Genomic DNA, 17974 nt, shown 5'->3' with positions numbered 1-17974 from the left:
AGCCCAGAAATCCCCATCTTCGCTTCGTTCACGGTGTACCGATCGTCACCGACCCGTTCGATCGGGACGTCGTCGCCGAACTCCTCGAGGAGACGTTCGACCTCGTCGACCGAGAAGTCGCTTCGATCGGCGATTTCTGCGGGTGAGAGGGCGACCGGCGATTTCTGCGGGTGAGAGGGCGACCGGCGATTCGCGGAGGACCCGGCCGATCGCGCCCGTATCCGACACGACCCGCATGCTCTCGCGAAACGAGTGGTCCGCCATGGGGTCCTCGGACGGCCCCGCGCGATCGATCCCGTGGCGGCGATCGTAGAGGGAATCGAGACAGAGCCACCAGCCGACGGCCGAGAAGGCGACGAACAGCCACGAGAACCAGCCGACGGCGGCGATAGCGGCGCCGAGTCCGACGCCGCCGCCGATCAGGACTCCGGAGAGGTAGTCGGGCGCCTCGAGGGTCGCTAGCACCGCTCTGAGGACGGCCAGTCCGACGATGACGGCCGGAATCGCGGCGAAGGCCAGCCACGACTCAGTCAGCAGATAGACGACGGCGAGCGCGACTGCGAACGAGACCGGATTCTGCGGCTCGAGTTCCGTCCGGAGCGTCCGAACGAACGAGTGTGTCATACGATTCGCTTCGTGACGACAGTACAAAACAACGATGATCCAGTTGACAGGACGCCGGTTCGCTTATCGGCGGGCCGGCCGCCGGTCAGCCGGCCGGCCGAAACAGCCGGAACGGCCGGAGGAGGCGCCCGCCGATCGTCCGGACGAGGTTCCGAACGAACGCGACGGCGCCGAGTTCGCGCTCGTCGATCGTGTAGCCGGTGCCGACGCGTTCGATCGGTCCCGACTCGCCGTGAATCTCGAGCAGGCGCTCGAAATCGTCCTCGGTGAGCCCCGTCCGCGACTGAATTTCGTCGGCGGTGAGCGGCCGATCTGCCGTGCGGAGTTCCTCGACCAGCCAGCGGTTGTACTCGCCGTAGAGATGCAGTTCGTCGGTCAACATATCGTCGTCCTTACTCGTGTCGGCGACGTCGCCGTGGCGGCGCGTATCGATCCCGTCGAGAACGAGCCACGCGCCGGCGATACCGAACGCCAGACCGAGCCAGTGGCTGCCGTTCCAGTAGCTGTTGATCCCCGCGGCGACGGCGAACGCGCCGAACAGACACTCGGCGAGACCGGGCCCGAGATCCAGTTCGGTGGCCTCGAAGAGAGCGGTGACGAACGGGACGCCGATTAGGAGGCCGGCGAGCACGCCGATCGCGGTCGATTCGTGGCCGAACAGGGAGAGGACGACGGCGAAGAGGACGGCACTGACGACGTCAGCGCGGTCGATTTCGTTCCGGAACCGGGACGCAAATCGTCGAATCATCGTGTAGAAAAACGGACACCATTGGTGTTAATACTACCGTTCGGATCGGCTCCGAATTCGCGGCTGCATCGGCGGTGCCGCGATCGAAGACGATATCGACGAGAGCGAGAGGGGCGAGCCGTCCAGCGGTTCGAACCGAAGCTATCGCCAACGCGAAATTTTATACGTGATCCTCGGTATCGTCCACCATGGATCTGGAAGACGTCGATCCGGTCGCACGGGAGGGGAACGTCGCGAAGCTGTTCGACGAGACGGCGTCCCAGCACGGGGACGCGCAAGCGATGGAACACCACGGGGAGCGGCGGACCCACGCCGAACTGCGGGACCGAACCGCCGCGTTCGCCGGCGGACTCCACGATCTGGGGCTCGAGCCAGACGACCGAATGCTGCTGTTCCTGCCGAACTGTCCGGAGTACCTGATCGCGTCGCTGGGGGCGTTCAGGGCGGGCGTCGTCATCTCGCCGGTCAACCCCCAGTACAAGCGCCGCGAGGTCGCCTACCAGCTCGAGGACACCGACGCGAAGGCGATCGTCACCCACCCCTGGCTCCGGGAGGTCGTCGACGAGGGGCTCGAGGACGCCGACCGCGAGGCCGAGGTCATCACTATCGAGAGCGAGGGGATGGAGCGAAACCCCGAGGACGTCTTCTTCGAGGACGTCAGCGGCGAGGCCACGCTGGTCGAGCGCGCCGACGACGACGTCGCCCTGCTGCCCTACACCTCCGGAACGACGGGTAAACCGAAAGGCGTCCAGCTCACCCACCGCAACACCCGGGCGCAGCTGAACTGGACGCTCGCGGCCTCTAACGTCGACGTCGAGAGCGAGGACGTTCGCAGCCTCATCTGGCTGCCGCTGTACCACATCACCGGCTTCACCCACACCGCCCTCCAGCCGCTGGTCGGCGGCGGCAGCCTCTACTTCCGCAGCGCCCTCGAGTGGGACGCCCAGGAGTGTATGCAGCTCGTCGAGGAGGAGGAGATCACCCACTTCGTCGGCGTGACGACGATGTACGCCGACATGGTGCAGGCGGAGGACTTCGGCGAGTACGACATGACGAGCCTCGAGTCGGCCTCGGAGGGCGGCGCGAAGCTCTCGACCGCGGTGCAAGAGCAGTTCGAGGAGACCGCCGGAGTCGACATCTCCGAGGGGTACGGCCTCACCGAGACCCACGGCGCGACCCACACCCAGCTCGGCTCCTCGTTCGGGCTGAAACACGGGACGATCGGCCAGCCGCTGCGAATGACCGACTGCAAGATCGTCGACGACAGCGGGGACGAAGTCCCGCCCGGGGAGAAGGGCGAACTCGTCGTGCGCGGGCCGCAGGTGATGTCGGGCTACCACGAGATGCCCGAGGCGACCGAGCAGGCGTTCACCGAGCACGGCTACTTCCGGACCGGCGACATCGCCCGCCGCGACGAGAACAACTACTACGAGATCGTCGACCGGAAGAAGCACATGATCAACACCGCCGGCTACAACGTCTACCCCAGCGAACTCGAGAATCTCCTGCTCGAGCACGAGGCCGTCGCGGACGTCGCCGTCGTGGGAATTCCCGACGAGCGGCGCAACGAAGTACCGAAGGCGTTCGTCGTCGCGTCGGCGGACGTCGAGTCGGGCACCGACGTCACGGCCGAGGAGATCAAGCAGTTCAGTCTCGACCGCGTCGCCGAGTACAAACACCCCCGCGAGATCGAGTTCATCGACGAACTCCCCCGCACGACCAGCGGGAAGATCCAGAAGTACAAACTCGAGGACGACGAGTCGTAACCGACTCGAGCAAGACGAGGTGTACCCCGGCGCGCGCACTCCCAGTCGACGCAGCAGGGCGACGGGGCGGACGGCCGGACGAATGGGCTAGTTTTTCGGCGATCGCGGACGCAGGTCGCGTATGGCTTTCGACGCGCCGTTACAGCGGACCCCGATCGAGTACTACGCGTTCGCCGCGGGGCTGGTCGTCCTCAATGTGGTCGGCCTGCTCGCGACCGGCCACACCCTGCCGGCGTCGTTCTCGATGGGGCTGTTCTTCGGTCTCTTTCAGGCGACGATCATCCTGCTCATCGTGGTCACCCTGCGACTGGTCCTCGGCGGGAGCGGGGGGTCCGACGCCGAGTCGGCGGAGTGATCGTCAGTCGTCGGCCGTCTTCCTCTCTCTCGCGTCGACCGTTCATCTCTGCTTCCGTCGCCCGTCGGCCGCTCGCCATCCGCTCTCGTCTCCCGTCGATCGATCAGGTCGTCCGGTAGTATCGCACGCCGTCCTCGCTCTCGGAGCGGACCCGTCCCCGGTTCTCGAGCGTCCCGAGCGCGCCGAGCGCGTCCATCACGGGCGCGGGGTAGCGGACGCTCCCGGTGTGCTCCTCGGCGATCGCCAGCGCCGTCGCGGGTTCGATCGCCGCGACCGCCTCGAGGGTCTCGGCGAGCAACGTGTCGAGTCGATCCCGCGTGCGATCGACGACCCGGTGGGGATCCTCGAAAACCGGGCCGTGGCCGGGGAAGACGTGCGTCGCCGTCGTCTCCTGCAGTCGATCCATCGCGTCGTAGTAGGCGTCGACGGCCTCGTCGGCGCCCCGATCGAACCCGACGTGGAAGGCGCCGGCGCGGAAAGATTCGATGAGCGCGTCGCCGGAGAAGAGGACCGTCGTCCCCTCGAGGTCGGTCTCGAGGCTCAGGTGGTGGATCTGGTGGCCCGGCGTTTCGAGCGAGCGAAACTTTCGGTCGCCGACCGCGAACGTCGTTTCCGGGGCGATCGGTTCGGTCGCTTCGGGGTCGAGCAGCCGTCGATCCCGCCGAAACGAGTCGACTTCCCCCTCGACGATCTCCTCGAGGGCGTCGCCGCTGTACCCCGCAGCCCGCGCCGTTTCGTGGACGGCCTCGCGGACTCGGTCCGGGTCCCGCCGCAACCGCTCGAGGGCCGGTCTCGGCGCGTAGATCGTCGCGCCGGCCTCGCGGAGGGTGTCGGCCTGCCCGAGGTGGTCGCTGTGGGGATGGGTCACGACGACGTGTTCGATATCGCGAATCGAGAGGCCGGCTCGCTCGAGACCGGTCTCGAGCGTCGACTCGCCCTCGTCGACCGGCGTGCCGGCGTCGATCAGCATCGGTTCGGGGCCGTCGAGGGCGTACGCTGCGACGTGTTTCGGGGGCCACGGGACGTCGAACTCGAGGCGATGGAGCGTCGAGAAGAGGCCATCGCTCCGACAGGAACCGTCGGTGTCAGTCTTCATCACCTCGAGAGGAGCCGTCCACGACTGTGAATGTTACCCTCTCCCGGGTCCGTCCCCTCCGCGTTCGGCCCCGGAACGGGGCTGCGCGGGCGGGTTGACAAGACAAGACTTAATGGCCGCATGCCGTTACACGTAGGTAATGGCTTTTGAGGACCTGCTCGAGGATCCGGTTATCCAGAAGTACTTGCACGAGCTGGTCGGCCCGAAGGGGATGCCCGTCGCGGCGGCGCCCCCGGACGGAGAGGTGACCGACGAGGAGCTCGCGGAAGAGCTGGACCTCGAGTTGAACGACGTGCGGCGGGCGCTGTTCATTCTCTACGAGAACGACCTCGCCACCTATCGGCGGCTTCGCGACGAGGACTCGGGATGGCTCACCTATCTCTGGACCTTCGAGTACGACAACATCCCCGAGAACTTGGAAGACGAGATGTACCGCCTCCACGAGGCCCTCGAGAAGCGCCGGGAGTACGAGCGCAACCACGAGTTCTACCTCTGTGAGATCTGCTCGATCCGGTTCGAGTTCGGCGAGGCCATGGACTTCGGCTTCGAGTGTCCCGAGTGCGGCTCGCCGCTGGAATCGATGGACAACGATCGGCTCGTCAACGCGATGGACGACCGCCTCGACGCGCTCGAGGACGAACTGAATCTAGAGGCCTGATGGTCGTACTCGCAACCAAGCTCTACGTCGAGGGCGACGCCCGCGAGCGGGCGCTGGACTCGCTGCGCTCGCTGGTCGACAACGAGATCGGCGAGCTCGCCGTCGAGTTCGAACTCGGCGTGCGCCACGACGACTTCCCGTCGGTGACGATCGAGGGCGAGGACGCCACCGTCGCGCGAAACGTCCTCCGCGAGGAGTTCGGCGAGATCGTCCCCGACCTCGAGGTCGGCGAAACCTACGTCGGCACGCTCGAGTCCTGGGACGACGACGGCTTCGTCCTCGACGCCGGACAGGGCGAGGGGGTGCGAATTCCGACCGACGAACTCGGGCTCGGCCCCGGCTCCCCGGAACAGCTCCGCGAGCGGTACGGGCTGGTCCAACATCTTCCGCTGCGGTTCGTCTACGGCGGTAGCGGTGGCGGCGGAGCGGGCTCCGACGACGGGGAGGGCGACGGGGACGAGCCGTCGCGACTCGCCGACGAGGAACGCGACCGCCTCTACGACTGGACCCGCGGCGACGGTCGGCTCAACGTCAACAGCGCCACCCGCGCGGAGGTGCGGGCGACGCTGAACCGCGCCGGCCACGCCCAGGATTACGTCACCGTCGAGCGGCTGGGTCTCCTCGAGCAGAGCGTGATCTGTACCGAGGACACCGACCCGCCGGGACTCCTGGCCAGCGTCGGGGAGTACCTCCCGGCGGAACTGCGCTGCGTCGTTCCATAATATGAACCGGCGACTCGTTCTCGCGGCGCTCGCCGTCGGCTTGCTCGTCACCACCGCCGGCTGTTCGATGTTCGGCGGCGGCATCTCCGACGAGGAACTCGATCAGGACCAGGAGTACGACGACCTCCGGGACAGCGACGCCGACGTCGCCATCGACGTCGAGACCGGGAGCCTGATCAGCAACGGCGAGTTCCGCGCGGTCTACGACCTCGAGGAGCAAGAGGAGCTCTCGCTGTACCGATCGAACCTCTACAGCGATCAGGCGCTGGACATTCACAGCGTCCGCTACTGGTACCCCAACGGGACGGAGGTGACCGGCTCCGAACTGGACATCGAGCAGGGCCAGTCGAGTACCGACGTTCGCGTCCCCGACGGCAACGGGACGCTCGCGTTCTCGGGCGAGGCGGGCCGAAAGACGTTCGGCCTGCCGGCCTACGTCGAGGGCTCCTACGAGATCACGCTGCCAGCGGGCCACCGGACGTCGAACTTCATCTTCGGCGACGTCACGCCGAACGGCTACGAACGCGAGGTCGTCGACGACTCGGAGCGCCTGACGTGGGACGAACTGGACAGCGACATTTCGCTGCGATACTACCTCACCCGCGACATCCCGCTGTTCGTCGGGCTGGTCGGGGCCGTCGCCCTGATCGGCGGCGCCGGTATCGGGTACTACTACCGGGAGGTCAAGCGACTCAAAGCCCAGCGCGAGGAGCTCGGTCTCGACGTCGAACTCGAAGACGATTCCGACGACGGCTCGCCGCCGGGCCTGTAGCCGGGGTCGCGACTCGTAGCTCGTTTTTTGCCGGTCTGCGAACCGGTCGTCAGCCGTGAATCGTCCGTTCGTCGAGCCAGACGACCTCCTCGTCGTCGATCTCGATGCTGCCCTTGACGTGTGCCATGCGGGCGCTCGTGGCGGTCGATTGCAGTTCGGCCGGCCGAACCCGCCGCGTGACGTCGACGTCGTCGACGAGCCAGCCGTAGTAGGAGCCGTCGTCGTCGGTCAGCGTGAAGACGATCAATTTCGGTTCGTCGATCCGGGTGGTCGTCCGGACCGACGAGTTGAACGCCCGGGGCAGGTCGACGACCCGAACCCGGTCGTCCCCGACCGAGACGGTTCCCGCGTTCCACGGGTCGTCTGCCACCGCGACGGGTTGATCATCGGTGACGCCGAGAACGGACGCGACGGACTCGGCCCGGACGCAGTACCGCTCCGCCTCGAGATCGAACGTGAGCACGGAGACCCGATCGTCCCGATCCTCGCGATTTACGGCCGATGCCATGCTGGTGCGAAATTAAACCGGAGCGCGATAAACGTTTCGAGTTTTCGGGGGAAAGACGAACGGACGGGTCGAGACCGCGGAGCGGGACGTGGGGAGTCAACGTTTTAGTGTTGGAATGTGATACTCGACCAAGACCATGGCCCCGGATCTCTCAGAAAAGCTTCTCGGAATCGATATCGACGACGCCGACGACGGACAGCGCGGGAACGCGGACGGGACGGACGAGGACCAGGAGGAACTCGCGCAGTTCCTCTTCGTCGCCCTCGGCGCCCAGCGCTTCGCGGTGCCGGTCGCGGCCGTCAGAACGCTCGCGGAGGTGCCCGACGGGCTCACCCGCGTCCCGCGGGCGCCGCCGGCTATCGAGGGGATGATGGACCTTCGCGGCGAGATCACGGCCGTCATCGATCCACTGGTCCACTTTCCGAACATCGCACCCGAAGAACGGACCGGCAGCCAACGCCTGCTCGTCCTCGACCGACCGGCGGACCAACAGTCCGCAGCCCTTCGCGTCGACGAGGTACTCGGCGTCGAGACGGTACCCGAACGTGACGTCCTCGACGAGACGACCGTCGCGGACGGACCGCTCTCGGGCGACGCGCTCGAGCACCCCCTGATCGTCGCCCTCGTCGAACAGGAACACGAACGGCACCAACCGGTCGCCACGCCGAATCGCCGGGCCGAGGTCGGTTTGGAGACCGACGCCGAACACGACGCCGGCGGCACCGCGCTGTCGGGACCGTCGGGAGCCCTCGGCGACGCCACCGCCGACGTCGGACAGCAGTTCGCACTCGAGGGCGAGGAGTCGGGAGCCGCCGACGAGACGACCGGCGGCGACGACCCGTCCGGCGGCGACCCGACCGGAGCGGACGGGTCGGAACCGACGCGGGAAGTTGTCGTCGAGGCGACACCGGTGATCGACGTCGACACCCTCCTGTTGGCGTCCGGACAACGCGAATAGCTGAGAACACAGGGGTCACGATGTCGCAGTCTGAGCGGCCTCTCCGTCCGGTATTTGTCATTTATCACGACTGATAATCGAGAGACAGCATTTATGGTAGTTGTATTTCTATCAGCGGTTGGTGTACTACTGAATGTCGACAGGGGTGCTCATCGTGGACGACTCTCATTTTATGCGGAATCTACTGCGCCAGATCTTGGAACAGGATTACCGCATTCTCGGAGAGGCGTCCAACGGCGCCGAAGCAGTCAAACTGTACAAAGAACACGACCCCGACATCGTCATGATGGACATCGTGATGCCCAAGTGTAACGGCATCAAGGCGACCGCGGCGATCAAGAAGATCGACCCGGACGCCCGCGTCATCATGTGTACGAGCGTCGGACAGCGTGAGAAAATGAAACTCGCCGTGAAGGCTGGCGCGGACGGCTACGTCACGAAACCGTTCGAAGAACCCAGCGTCAGAAAGGCCCTCACCGACGTCGCCGCGGCATGACGCGAGTACTCGTTGTCGACGACTCGGGGTTCATGCGGACAGTCATCGGCAACGCGCTCACGGAGGCCGGCTACGACGTCGAAACGGCCACGAACGGATCGGAGGCCGTCGAGGCCGCCGCGGCGTACGATCCCGACGTCGTGACGATGGACGTCGAGATGCCCCAACTCGACGGTATCGGCGCCGTCGAACGGATCATGGCGACGAATCCGTCGCTAATTCTCATGCTCAGCGTCCACACCGCCGACGGAGCGGAGGCGACGCTCGACGCGCTCGAGCGCGGCGCCGTCGACTTCATCCACAAACCCGACGGGTCGGATGAACGAAACGTCGCACACCTGAGCGACGAGGTCGTCGCGAAGGTCGACGAACTGGCCGACGCCAACGTCTCGTCGATCGCGCTCGCCCGCGCCGCCGCGTCCGCGTACGCGACGCGATCGAATCGGACGACCGGACAGGCCGGCGCGAGACGAGCGGTCGCCGGCTCCGGGAGCGATACCGGTAGCGGACCCTGCGGCCCGACGGAGACGTCCCCGACGGGCCCCGGTGGCGACGGCGACCTCGCCCCGGTTACCTTCGAGGGAACCTACGCGGACGACCCGACCGTCGTCCTCGGCGCCTCGACGGGCGGTCCGAAGATCGTCGAGCAGTTGTTCGAGCGCCTGCCGGTCGGCCTCGACGCGAAAATCCTCGTCGTCCAGCACATGCCGGCGGGCTTTACCGATCGGTTCGCCACGCGCCTCGACGCGCGCAGCGAGTACGACGTCCGCGAGGCGGCCGACGGAGAATCGATCCGCTCCGGCGAGGTGGCGGTCGCACCCGGCGACGCCCACCTCGAGGTGACGAGCAACGTCAACGGCCGCCTGCGGGTTCGCCTCGACGACGGCGACCGACTCCACGGCGTCCGGCCGGCGATCGACGTGACGATGGAGTCGGCCGCAGATCGGGTCAGCGATCCGCTCTGTGGCGTGGTTTTGACCGGCATGGGACGCGACGGCGCGGCCGGCATCGAGGCGATCAGCGCCGCGGGCGGACACACCATCGCACAGGACGAAGCGACGAGTCCGGTCTTTGGCATCCCCTGTCAGGCGATTCAGACGGGCTGCGTCGACGACGTCGCGCCCGCCGGCGATATCGCCCAGACGATCGTCGACGCGTTCGATACGGACGGTGAGATAGATGACTGATTATGTGACCGACTTCGTTCAGGAGAGCGAAGAACGAATTACGGAACTGAACAACGCGTTGCTCACGCTCGAGCGCGATCCGACCGACGACGAGGCGCTGGAACAGATCTTCCGCGTCGCGCACACGCTCAAGGGCAACTGCGGTGCGATGGGTCTCGACCCGGCGAGCGACCTCGCACACGCGATCGAAGACGTGCTCGACGCCGTCCGAACCGGCGATCTCGAGGTGACGGCCGACCTGATGGACGTCATCTTCGACGCCGTCGACGAACTCGAGACGATGATCGACGAGGTCGCGGCCGACGGCGAGATCGATACCGATCCGTCGGCGACGATCGAGGCGCTGCGCGACCAGCTCGAGGCGGGCACGGATCAGAAGACGATCCGGACGCCGACGACCGACGAGATCGACGCCGTCATCGAGCGGTTCGAGCCGCCGGCGGACGACGAGCACCACGCCTACCTGGTGCGACTCGGAGTCGTCGACCGCGACGACGTCAACAACGGCAATCTCGTGCTCGACGCCCTGATCGACGCGTTCGATCTGATCGGGACCGAGCCGCCGCGCGACGAGATCGAAGCCGGCGACGCCGGCGGCCAGTTCGACGCCGTCTTCGGCAGCGCGGTCGGCGAGGCCGCCATCGCGTCCGGACTCGAGCCCGTCGAGGAGGTCGCCGACTTCGAACTCGTCGACGTCTCGGACCGCTTCGAGGCCCGCGCCGACGCGGCGGCCGCCGAGGCCGAATCCGCGAGCGGTCCGGGCGCCGGCATCTCGTCGGAAGACGCCGCCGATCTCGAGGTCGACGACCTCCTGGACGAGTTCGAGGAGTTCGACAACCTCGACGAGATGGTCGAGGACGTCGAGGACGACGAACTCGAGGCGTTCGAGAACATGGGCGAGGCCGGCTCGTTCGACGACCTCCTCGACGAGGAGGAGCTCGCCCTCGATGCGGAACCCGACGTCGCGACCGAGGACACCCTCGACGAGGGGGGCGACCTCGAGGCCGACGAGACGGACGCCGCGTCGGCGACCGAGCCGGCGGACGACGAGGACGTCGACGACGCCAACGCCGTCTTCAACGAACTCAAAGACGAGGTCGAGATGGTCGGCTTCGACGAACTCCAGGCGGAACTCGACGAACTCGAGTTCGACGAGTTCGACAACGACGACGAGGTCGGGATGGACGAACTCCTCGGTGACGACGTCGACGTCGAGGACGACTCGTTCCTCGAGGGCGAGCCGTCCGAGGACGCCGTCGACGACATCCTCTACGATGGCGACGACGAGTCGACGGAGTCGACCGAGGCCGAGGCGGCGGTGCCCGGTATCGACGAGAAATCGATGCCGGACGAACCCAGCGTCGCCGACCTCGTCGATGGGACAGCTATCGACGACGATGGCCCAGTCGCGGTCGGACCTGCCGACGAGGACGACCTCGCGGTCGCGGACGACAGCGGCGAGTCGACGGCCGACGCCGACGACGCGCCGACCGCCGAGGCCGCGGACGAACTCGAGGCGACCCCGGTCGACGACGGCTCCGATGCGGTCGGTTCGGACGACGAATCCGATCCAGTGGCGGTCGCCGAGGAACCGGACGAGTCCGTCTCCGCAGTCGAGTCGGACGACTCCGCCGAAGCGTCCGTCGCTGACGATTCCGTTGTGGACGATTCCGTCGCGGAACCTGCCGCAGCCGACTCGAGCGAAGAGGCCGTCGCGGACGATACTCTCGAAGAACCTGTCGTGGACGACTCCCCAGAAGAATCCGTCGCGGACGACTCCAGCGAGGAATCCGATTGGGACGAGTCCGACGAGTCGGTGGACGGTACCGACGAAGACGACACCGCGGAGAGCTTCGAGGCGGAGTTCGAAGACGAGTTCGCATCGTCCCCGGCCGACGAGGCGACCGAAGCGGCGGCGGACGACGATCCGTTTGCGGACGACTCCCTCGCGGACGACTCCCTCGCGGACGACGATCCGTTTGCGGACGACGAGTTCGCCGACGACATCGCGTTCGGCGGCACGGACGAATCGTTCGACGCCGAGTCGGCCGACGACCTCGAGGACGACGCGTTCGACGACGCCTTCGCCGACGACGAGTTCGACGATCCGTTCGCGGACGACGACTTCGCGGACGAGTTCGACGAGAGCGACGCGGGATCAACCGATCCCGTCGATTCGGACGCGGGCTCGTTCGGCGACGACAGGGCCGATGACGGCGACGACGCGGACGACGGCGTCGTCCGACGGATCGACGAACCGACCCTCGAGAGTCCGTCGCTGTCGATTCCGGAGACGACCGATCGGCCCGACGCCGACCAGCAGACCGACGAGATTCAGTCGGTCCGGGTCGACGTCGACCAGATCGACTCGCTGCTGACCCTGGTCGAGGGGCTGGTCACGAGCCGCGTTCGGCTCCGCCACGCCGCGACCGAGGGCGAGGAAACGGGCGCGCTCGAGACGGAACTCGACGACCTGGAGGATCTGACGACGGAGCTCCAGGAGACGGTGATGGACATCCGGCTGGTGCCGTTGCAGACGGTGACCAACCGGCTGCCCCGCGTCGTCCGCGACATCGCGCGCGAACAGGACAAGGAGGTCGCCTTCGAGATGACCGGCGAGGACGTCGAACTCGACCGGAGTATCCTCGATCGGATCGGCGACCCGCTAATCCACCTGGTCCGCAACGCGGTCGATCACGGGATCGAACCGCCCGCGGAGCGCGGTGACGACAAACCCAGCGAGGGGACCGTCGAAGTCCACGCCGACCGCGCCCGGGATCGCGTGACGATCACGGTCGAAGACGACGGCAGCGGCCTCGATCCCGACCGGCTGCGCGCCGAGGCGGTTGACGCGGACATTCTCACGGAAGCGGAGGCGGACGACCTGTCCGACGATGAGGCCTACGAACTCATCTTCCACCCCGGCCTCTCGACGGCCGACGAGGTGACCGACGTCAGCGGCCGCGGCGTCGGGATGGACGTCGTCAAACGAACCGTCGAGGACCTCGAGGGAACGGTCTCGATCGACAGCGAAATCGGGGCTGGGACGACCGTCACGATGACGCTGCCGGTGACCGTGGCGATCGACGACGTTCTGTTCGTCGAGAGCGGCGGCGAGGAGTTCGGCGTGCCGACGAAGGCCGTCCAGGACATCGAACCGGCGGAGGTTCTCGAGACGGTCGAGGGCCGCCCGGCCCTCCCCGACGCCGAGGACTACTCGGTGGTTCGACTCGACGAGACGCTCGAGACGCCGCGACGCGGTGTCAACGGGGACGGGATGATCGTTCGCATCCGCGGCGACGTCCGGCCGGTCGCGCTCCACTGCGACCACGTTCACGGCCAGCAGGAGGTCGTCGTCAAGCCCTTCGAGGGCTTCATGAGCGACATTCCGGGACTCAGCGGTGCGACGGTACGGGGACGGGGGGAAGTGGTGAACATTCTAGACGTAACAACACTATGACACTAAACGACAATCCACACCCACGGAGGAACCCATGACGCTAATGGTCGATATTCGGAAGCTGAGTTTCATCAACGAAATGGCGAAGGTCGGGACGAACGGCGTCGCCGACAACATGAGCAAACTGACCGGCGAGGACGCCCAGATGGAGGTGACGAAGACGAACTTCATCGACGTCGACGACATCGAGTCCCAGCTGGACTCGGGCAAGCGAGTCGGCGTTCGCGTTCGACTGCTCGATCCACCCCACGGCCACATCCTCATCCTCTTCCCCGAAGCGAGCGCGAAGAAGATCACGGCGATCATGCTCCGGGACGTCGTCGACGACATGTCCGACGTCTCGGGCAAGATGGCCCGCAGCGCCGTCGAAGAGATGGGCAACATGATGGCGAGTGGCTTCATCGACGGCTGGGCCGACGTGCTCGGGCGGGCGATCGACATCGCCGCGCCCCAGCTCGTCTACGCCCCGACGGGAGAGATCGTCACCCGGACCGCCGGGCTCGGCGGCGACGATCTCGCACTGTTCTTCGACTCGGACCTGACCGTCCCGAGCTACCAGATCGAGGCCGAAATCTACGCGTTCCCCGACCTCGAGGAGTTCGTCGAAATGGTCAACGGCATCGAAGTCCAGCACGCATGAAACTCGACGTCAACGCCCTCGGCACGTTCTACCGGATGGCCCGAGAGGGCGCCGGACTGGCCGCCGGTCGGCTGACACACATGACCGGGGTCGAAACGCAAGTCGGCGTCACGAAACTGAACTTCATGCGCGGACAGGAGATCCGTCGCGACTTCGAAGACTCGACGGAGAAAGTCGGCGTTCGGGTCAACCTCACCGGCGCCATCGAGGGCTACTCGATGGTCGTCTTCGAGCGCGACAACGCCCTCCGAATCGTCGAGACGCTGCTCGCGGAGGCCGACGACGCCGAACTCGACGGCGACGACGTCGAGTTCGACGAGATGACGAAAAGCGCCGCGACCGAGGTCGGCCACATCATGAACAGCGGATTCATCGACGGCTGGGCCGACGTCCTGGAGACCGTCATCGACGTCTCGACGCCCGAGTTCGTTCAGGGCGCGACGGCCGAACCCTTCTTCGGCGACATCGAGGAGACGCCCGACGACGACGACCTCGCCTTGCTCTTCCAGAGCCGGATCGAGACCGTCGGCACCGAGGTCGGCTTCAGCCACTACCTCTTCCCGAAACGGGAGTCGATGTCGTCGCTGCTCGAGCAACTGCGGACCAGCGGCGGCATCGAGTACGACAAACTCGACGGCTTCGACCGCATGGCCGAGCGCGGCGCCGAGGAGGTCGCCAAGACGGCGACGACGCTGACCGGCATCGACACCAGCGTCGAGATCCGCCGGCTCAACTTCGTCTCGCTCGAGGCGATCCCCGAACAGGTGGCCGACGAGAAACTCGTCGGCGTCGCCTTCGAGTTCGACGGGATGCCAAGCGGCTACCTCCTCTTCCTGTTCGACGAGGAGTCGGCCCACGAGATCGTCGACGCGATGGTCCCCATGGAGGTCGACGAAGACGGGTTCGGCGAAATGGGCACCAGCGCGATCAAGGAACTGGGCAACATCATGGCCAGCGGATTCCTCGACGGCTGGGCGAACGTCCTCGATACGACGATCGACCACTCGACGCCGGAGTTCATCCACGACATGGGCGCCGCCGCCGTCGATCCCGTGATCATCCAGCTCGGGGAGGATCAGGAGTTCGCGTTCGTCTTCGACACGGTCGTCGTCGCGGACGGTCGAGAGTTCGACTGTGAAGTCTACGCGATCCCCGACGAGGCCGACCTGGAACGCGCGTTGAACAACCTCGACGTCGATCGGATCGAAGAGACGCCGACGACGGCCGAATTCCAGGAAGTCAACAACACATGAAGACGTACGGAACCGAACCGGGCGCGCCGACGCCGGTCCAGGTCGGGATCTCCGAACTGGCCATCAGCGACGGCGACGATACGCTCAAATCCTACGGGCTGGGGTCGTGTCTCGCGATCGTTCTCTACGACCCCGGAACCGATATCGGCGGACTGGCCCACGTCATGCTGCCCGACGGCGACGCCGCCGACAACAGCGACCGCAAACCCGGCAAGTACGCCGACACCGCGATCCGGGCGCTGCTGCGACGGATGGTCGAAAAGGGCGCCAGCTACACCACCGTCGAGGCCAAGATCGCCGGCGGCAGCGACATGTTCGAGTTCGAGAGCTTCGGCGACGGCGTCGGCCAGCGCAACATCGCCGCCGCCAAAGAGGAACTCGAGAAACTCGGCGTCCCGCTGGTGGCCGAAGACGTCGGTGGCGGCTACGGCCGAACCGTCGAGTTCACGCCGGGAACGGGCCGGCTGCTCGTCAAAACGGCCGATCAAAGCGCCGAGGACGGAGTGAAGGAACTGTGAGCGACCAGGCGTTCGACGAACTCCTCGCGTTCGTCGAGGACGAACTCTCCTTCGCGACCAGCCACTACAACGACAGCTACCTCGACCGCCGCGTCTCCTCGCGCATCCGTCGGACCAACAGCGACTCGTACGCTGAGTACTTCGAGAAACTGCGCGCCGATCCCGACGAACAGAAGGCGCTGCTCGAGGCCATGAGCATCAACGTCACGGGGTTCTTCCGAAACCCCGACGTCTGGGACGGGATCCGCGACGTCCTCCAGTGTCTCACCGCGACGAACGAGACCGTCCGCGTCTGGAGCGCCGCCTGTGCGGACGGCCGCGAACCGTACTCGGTGTCCATGCTCGCCCACGACGACCCCGACATCGACGACTCGTCGGTCTGGGTCCTCGGCACCGACATCAGCGAACCGGCACTCGAGACGGCCCGCGAGGGCGTCTACGAGGAGTCCCGAACCGTCGACATCGCCGACCAGCTCTCGTTTCTCGACGACTACACCGACTACGTCGAGCGAGACGGGCGGACCTATCGGATGAAGCCCCGCGTGCGACGGAACATCGCGTTCGAGCGCCACGACCTGATCAACGACGACCCGAAGACCGGATTCGATCTCGTCATCTGCCGGAACCTCTTCATCTACATCGACAACGAGTACAAGCAGCCGATGCTGGCGACGATCGCCCGGTCGATTCGCAGCCGAGGCTATCTCGTCATCGGAAAGGCCGAGACGATCCCGCCGAACCTCAAGTCCGCGTTCTCGGTCCGCGACGCGCGCCTGCGCATCTACAACCGGGATACCATGGAGACGAACAGCCTGACCGGCGATCAGCCGGAATCGAACACCGGGCTCTAACCGGTTCGGCCCGCCCGTCGCGGCCCGTGCAACGCACACCGAGTCTTACATACCCGTGCTTCGAATAGCGACGTAGATGAGTGCACTCGACCTCGACGCGTACGTCAGCCGCGCCCGGGCGCTCGTCGGTTCGACGCCGCCCGCGACGCGCCGGGAAACGCGGGCCTGGCTCGTCGAACCGTTTCTCGAGACGCTCGGGTGGGACGTCCACGACGAGGCGTGCCTGACCGACGCGACCGTCGACGGCTCGCCCCTCGAGTACGTCCTCGCAGTCGGCGGCGTCCCCGCCCTGTTGGTCGCCGTGGAGTCCTACAGTGAATCCCTCGAGAAAGCGCGGGCCGTCGACCTCCTCGAGACGATGGCGTGGACGGGGATCGACCGCGCGATCTACACGAACGGCCGGGACTACCTTCTGCTGGCGGGCACGACCGATGTCGACAGGCTGGCCTGCCAGCTGCCCGAACTGGGCGAGCACGAGTCGACCGTCGCCCACTACACGCGCGAGACGATCGGCCAGCGCCTCGAGCGCCACGCCCGGCCGTTCGTCGCCCGGCAACTGGCGGTCGAACGCGAGACGTTGGTGGACGCGATCGTCGCGGAACTGACGGACGCGGCCGACCAGAGCGGGACCTACAGCGCGGAGTTCGAGTCCGCGGCCGACCGGTTCGTCGACCGACTCGTCGCGTCGTTCGCCGACGACGACCGCCGGGCCGCGGGAGAACTCGAATCGGCTCCCGACGCCGACGTCTCGATCGAATTTTCCGAAACGACGATTTCGGGGACCGACCACTCAACCGATGCCGAATCGAGCGCCGCGGAGAGCCCGGAGCCGTCGCGCACGGCGGAAACGGACTCGAGAGCCCCCAAGGAGGACGCGGCCAGCGAACGCGGGGACGACGCCGCTGCCGACGGTGAACCGAAGCCCCTCCCGGACGACGGCGACTCCGACCGATCGCACGACTCCCGGTCCGATCAGGCGGCGAGCGAGGACGACGACGAGAGCGACGGCGAGTACGTCGTCCGCTTTTTCAACGACCGCGGCTCGATCGGTGCGATCGGCCACTCGAGTGCCGATCGGGCGCTGGTCGCCACCGCGGAGTATCTCTTCGAGCGCGGCCTCTCGGGGGTCACCGTCCCCTGGAGTCCCGACGAGAGCGACGGCGCTCGAGCCGTCATGAACGAGTCTCCGACGCACCCCGACGGCACCCCGATGAGCGCGCCAGAACAGCTCTCGAACGGGCTCTACCTCGAGACCGCGGGAAGCGTCGACGAACGGGCGACTCGACTCGAGGCGCTGGTCGACCGTGCCGGGTTACGGGCGATGCTGACCGGGGACTGGGAGTCCGAGTAGATGGGGTCGTG

The 17974-nt window shown here is 66.5% G+C and carries 18 protein-coding genes; 14 read left to right on the top strand and 4 right to left on the bottom strand.

All coding sequences use genetic code 11. The annotated features are described in order from the left end of the window. Positions 1–45 precede the first annotated feature (45 nt). Both J0X25_RS30800 and J0X25_RS30795 read right to left on the bottom strand, forming a co-directional pair. Complete coding sequence (locus tag J0X25_RS30800; RefSeq protein ID WP_207287731.1) at positions 46–624, bottom strand: hypothetical protein; 579 nt, start codon at positions 622–624, stop codon at positions 46–48. An 85-nt stretch (positions 625–709) separates the two neighbouring features. Further along, positions 710–1372, bottom strand: coding sequence for a hypothetical protein (locus J0X25_RS30795; protein WP_207287730.1), 663 nt, complete (start codon positions 1370–1372; stop codon positions 710–712). Positions 1373–1560: 188 nt separating this feature from the next. Here J0X25_RS30795 and J0X25_RS30790 point away from each other — a divergent pair, with 188 nt between their 5' ends. Both J0X25_RS30790 and J0X25_RS30785 read left to right on the top strand, forming a co-directional pair. Beyond that, the gene (locus tag J0X25_RS30790; protein ID WP_207287729.1) at positions 1561–3138 is read left to right on the top strand and encodes a class I adenylate-forming enzyme family protein; all 1578 of its coding nucleotides are present in this window, start codon (positions 1561–1563) and stop codon (positions 3136–3138) included. 121 nt (positions 3139–3259) lie between these two features. Continuing rightward, on the top strand, positions 3260–3493 hold the full coding sequence (locus J0X25_RS30785; RefSeq protein WP_207287728.1) for a hypothetical protein: 234 nt from the start codon (positions 3260–3262) through the stop codon (positions 3491–3493). A gap of 103 nt (positions 3494–3596) precedes the next feature. On the opposite strand, the gene J0X25_RS30780 is transcribed toward J0X25_RS30785, so the two are convergent. After that, positions 3597–4589, bottom strand: a complete 993-nt coding sequence (locus J0X25_RS30780; protein ID WP_207287727.1) for an MBL fold metallo-hydrolase — start codon at positions 4587–4589, stop codon at positions 3597–3599. A gap of 139 nt (positions 4590–4728) precedes the next feature. Here J0X25_RS30780 and tfe point away from each other — a divergent pair, with 139 nt between their 5' ends. The 3 genes from tfe to J0X25_RS30765 are packed head-to-tail and all read left to right on the top strand — an operon-like array spanning position 4729 to position 6741. Then, positions 4729–5247, top strand: coding sequence for a transcription factor E (gene tfe / locus J0X25_RS30775; protein WP_207287726.1), 519 nt, complete (start codon positions 4729–4731; stop codon positions 5245–5247). After that, a complete protein-coding gene (locus J0X25_RS30770; RefSeq protein WP_207287725.1) occupies positions 5247–5969 on the top strand; it encodes a DUF2110 family protein in 723 nt (240 codons plus the stop codon). Before tfe ends, J0X25_RS30770 begins: the two co-directional genes overlap by 1 nt. 1 nt (position 5970) lies before the next feature. After that, entirely contained in the window at positions 5971–6741 is a 771-nt protein-coding gene (locus tag J0X25_RS30765; RefSeq protein WP_207287724.1) for a DUF5803 family protein, read from the top strand. 49 nt (positions 6742–6790) lie between these two features. On the opposite strand, the gene J0X25_RS30760 is transcribed toward J0X25_RS30765, so the two are convergent. After that, positions 6791–7249 (bottom strand): chemotaxis protein CheW, encoded by a 459-nt coding sequence (locus J0X25_RS30760; RefSeq protein WP_207287723.1) that lies wholly within the window; start codon positions 7247–7249, stop codon positions 6791–6793. A 136-nt stretch (positions 7250–7385) separates the two neighbouring features. Here J0X25_RS30760 and J0X25_RS30755 point away from each other — a divergent pair, with 136 nt between their 5' ends. The 9 genes from J0X25_RS30755 (at position 7386) to J0X25_RS30715 (ending at position 17963) form a co-directional block, all read left to right on the top strand. Then, positions 7386–8207, top strand: a complete 822-nt coding sequence (locus J0X25_RS30755; RefSeq protein WP_207287722.1) for a chemotaxis protein CheW — start codon at positions 7386–7388, stop codon at positions 8205–8207. 133 nt (positions 8208–8340) lie between these two features. Further along, entirely contained in the window at positions 8341–8703 is a 363-nt protein-coding gene (gene cheY / locus J0X25_RS30750; RefSeq protein ID WP_008896351.1) for a chemotaxis protein CheY, read from the top strand. Further along, positions 8700–9890: a chemotaxis-specific protein-glutamate methyltransferase CheB gene (gene cheB / locus J0X25_RS30745; protein ID WP_207287721.1), complete on the top strand. Its 1191-nt coding sequence runs from the start codon at positions 8700–8702 to the stop codon at positions 9888–9890. The genes cheY and cheB overlap by 4 nt, the downstream gene beginning before the upstream one ends. Continuing rightward, positions 9883–13350, top strand: coding sequence for a chemotaxis protein CheA (locus J0X25_RS30740; protein WP_207287720.1), 3468 nt, complete (start codon positions 9883–9885; stop codon positions 13348–13350). The genes cheB and J0X25_RS30740 overlap by 8 nt, the downstream gene beginning before the upstream one ends. Positions 13351–13384: 34 nt before the next feature. Then, positions 13385–13990 (top strand): chemotaxis protein CheC, encoded by a 606-nt coding sequence (locus J0X25_RS30735; protein ID WP_207287719.1) that lies wholly within the window; start codon positions 13385–13387, stop codon positions 13988–13990. Then, positions 13987–15243 carry a chemotaxis protein CheC gene (locus J0X25_RS30730; RefSeq protein ID WP_207287718.1) on the top strand — a complete coding sequence of 419 codons (1257 nt, stop codon included), beginning with the start codon at positions 13987–13989 and terminating at the stop codon, positions 15241–15243. Before J0X25_RS30735 ends, J0X25_RS30730 begins: the two co-directional genes overlap by 4 nt. Then, positions 15240–15761 carry a chemotaxis protein CheD gene (locus tag J0X25_RS30725; RefSeq protein WP_207287717.1) on the top strand — a complete coding sequence of 174 codons (522 nt, stop codon included), beginning with the start codon at positions 15240–15242 and terminating at the stop codon, positions 15759–15761. Before J0X25_RS30730 ends, J0X25_RS30725 begins: the two co-directional genes overlap by 4 nt. Next, a complete protein-coding gene (locus tag J0X25_RS30720) occupies positions 15758–16612 on the top strand; it encodes a CheR family methyltransferase (protein ID WP_207287716.1) in 855 nt (284 codons plus the stop codon). The genes J0X25_RS30725 and J0X25_RS30720 overlap by 4 nt, the downstream gene beginning before the upstream one ends. 76 nt (positions 16613–16688) lie before the next feature. After that, positions 16689–17963 carry a hypothetical protein gene (locus J0X25_RS30715; RefSeq protein ID WP_207287715.1) on the top strand — a complete coding sequence of 425 codons (1275 nt, stop codon included), beginning with the start codon at positions 16689–16691 and terminating at the stop codon, positions 17961–17963. The last annotated feature ends 11 nt before the right edge of the window (positions 17964–17974 follow it).

It is taken from the genome of Haloterrigena alkaliphila, assembly GCF_017352155.2.
Taxonomy (GTDB): domain Archaea; phylum Halobacteriota; class Halobacteria; order Halobacteriales; family Natrialbaceae; genus Haloterrigena; species Haloterrigena alkaliphila.
This window is presented reverse-complemented; position numbering and strand designations above follow the sequence as displayed.

Coding starts and splice junctions, on each gene's coding strand:
- J0X25_RS30735 (WP_207287719.1), top strand. CDS start 13,385: ATGACGCTAATGGTCGATATTCGGAAGCTGAGTTTCATCAACGAAATG.
- J0X25_RS30790 (WP_207287729.1), top strand. CDS start 1,561: ATGGATCTGGAAGACGTCGATCCGGTCGCACGGGAGGGGAACGTCGCG.
- J0X25_RS30715 (WP_207287715.1), top strand. CDS start 16,689: ATGAGTGCACTCGACCTCGACGCGTACGTCAGCCGCGCCCGGGCGCTC.
- J0X25_RS30760 (WP_207287723.1), bottom strand. CDS start 7,249: ATGGCATCGGCCGTAAATCGCGAGGATCGGGACGATCGGGTCTCCGTG.
- tfe (WP_207287726.1), top strand. CDS start 4,729: ATGGCTTTTGAGGACCTGCTCGAGGATCCGGTTATCCAGAAGTACTTG.
- J0X25_RS30785 (WP_207287728.1), top strand. CDS start 3,260: ATGGCTTTCGACGCGCCGTTACAGCGGACCCCGATCGAGTACTACGCG.
- J0X25_RS30800 (WP_207287731.1), bottom strand. CDS start 624: ATGACACACTCGTTCGTTCGGACGCTCCGGACGGAACTCGAGCCGCAG.
- J0X25_RS30765 (WP_207287724.1), top strand. CDS start 5,971: ATGAACCGGCGACTCGTTCTCGCGGCGCTCGCCGTCGGCTTGCTCGTC.
- cheB (WP_207287721.1), top strand. CDS start 8,700: ATGACGCGAGTACTCGTTGTCGACGACTCGGGGTTCATGCGGACAGTC.
- cheY (WP_008896351.1), top strand. CDS start 8,341: ATGTCGACAGGGGTGCTCATCGTGGACGACTCTCATTTTATGCGGAAT.
- J0X25_RS30730 (WP_207287718.1), top strand. CDS start 13,987: ATGAAACTCGACGTCAACGCCCTCGGCACGTTCTACCGGATGGCCCGA.
- J0X25_RS30755 (WP_207287722.1), top strand. CDS start 7,386: ATGGCCCCGGATCTCTCAGAAAAGCTTCTCGGAATCGATATCGACGAC.
- J0X25_RS30725 (WP_207287717.1), top strand. CDS start 15,240: ATGAAGACGTACGGAACCGAACCGGGCGCGCCGACGCCGGTCCAGGTC.
- J0X25_RS30795 (WP_207287730.1), bottom strand. CDS start 1,372: ATGATTCGACGATTTGCGTCCCGGTTCCGGAACGAAATCGACCGCGCT.
- J0X25_RS30780 (WP_207287727.1), bottom strand. CDS start 4,589: ATGAAGACTGACACCGACGGTTCCTGTCGGAGCGATGGCCTCTTCTCG.
- J0X25_RS30740 (WP_207287720.1), top strand. CDS start 9,883: ATGACTGATTATGTGACCGACTTCGTTCAGGAGAGCGAAGAACGAATT.
- J0X25_RS30770 (WP_207287725.1), top strand. CDS start 5,247: ATGGTCGTACTCGCAACCAAGCTCTACGTCGAGGGCGACGCCCGCGAG.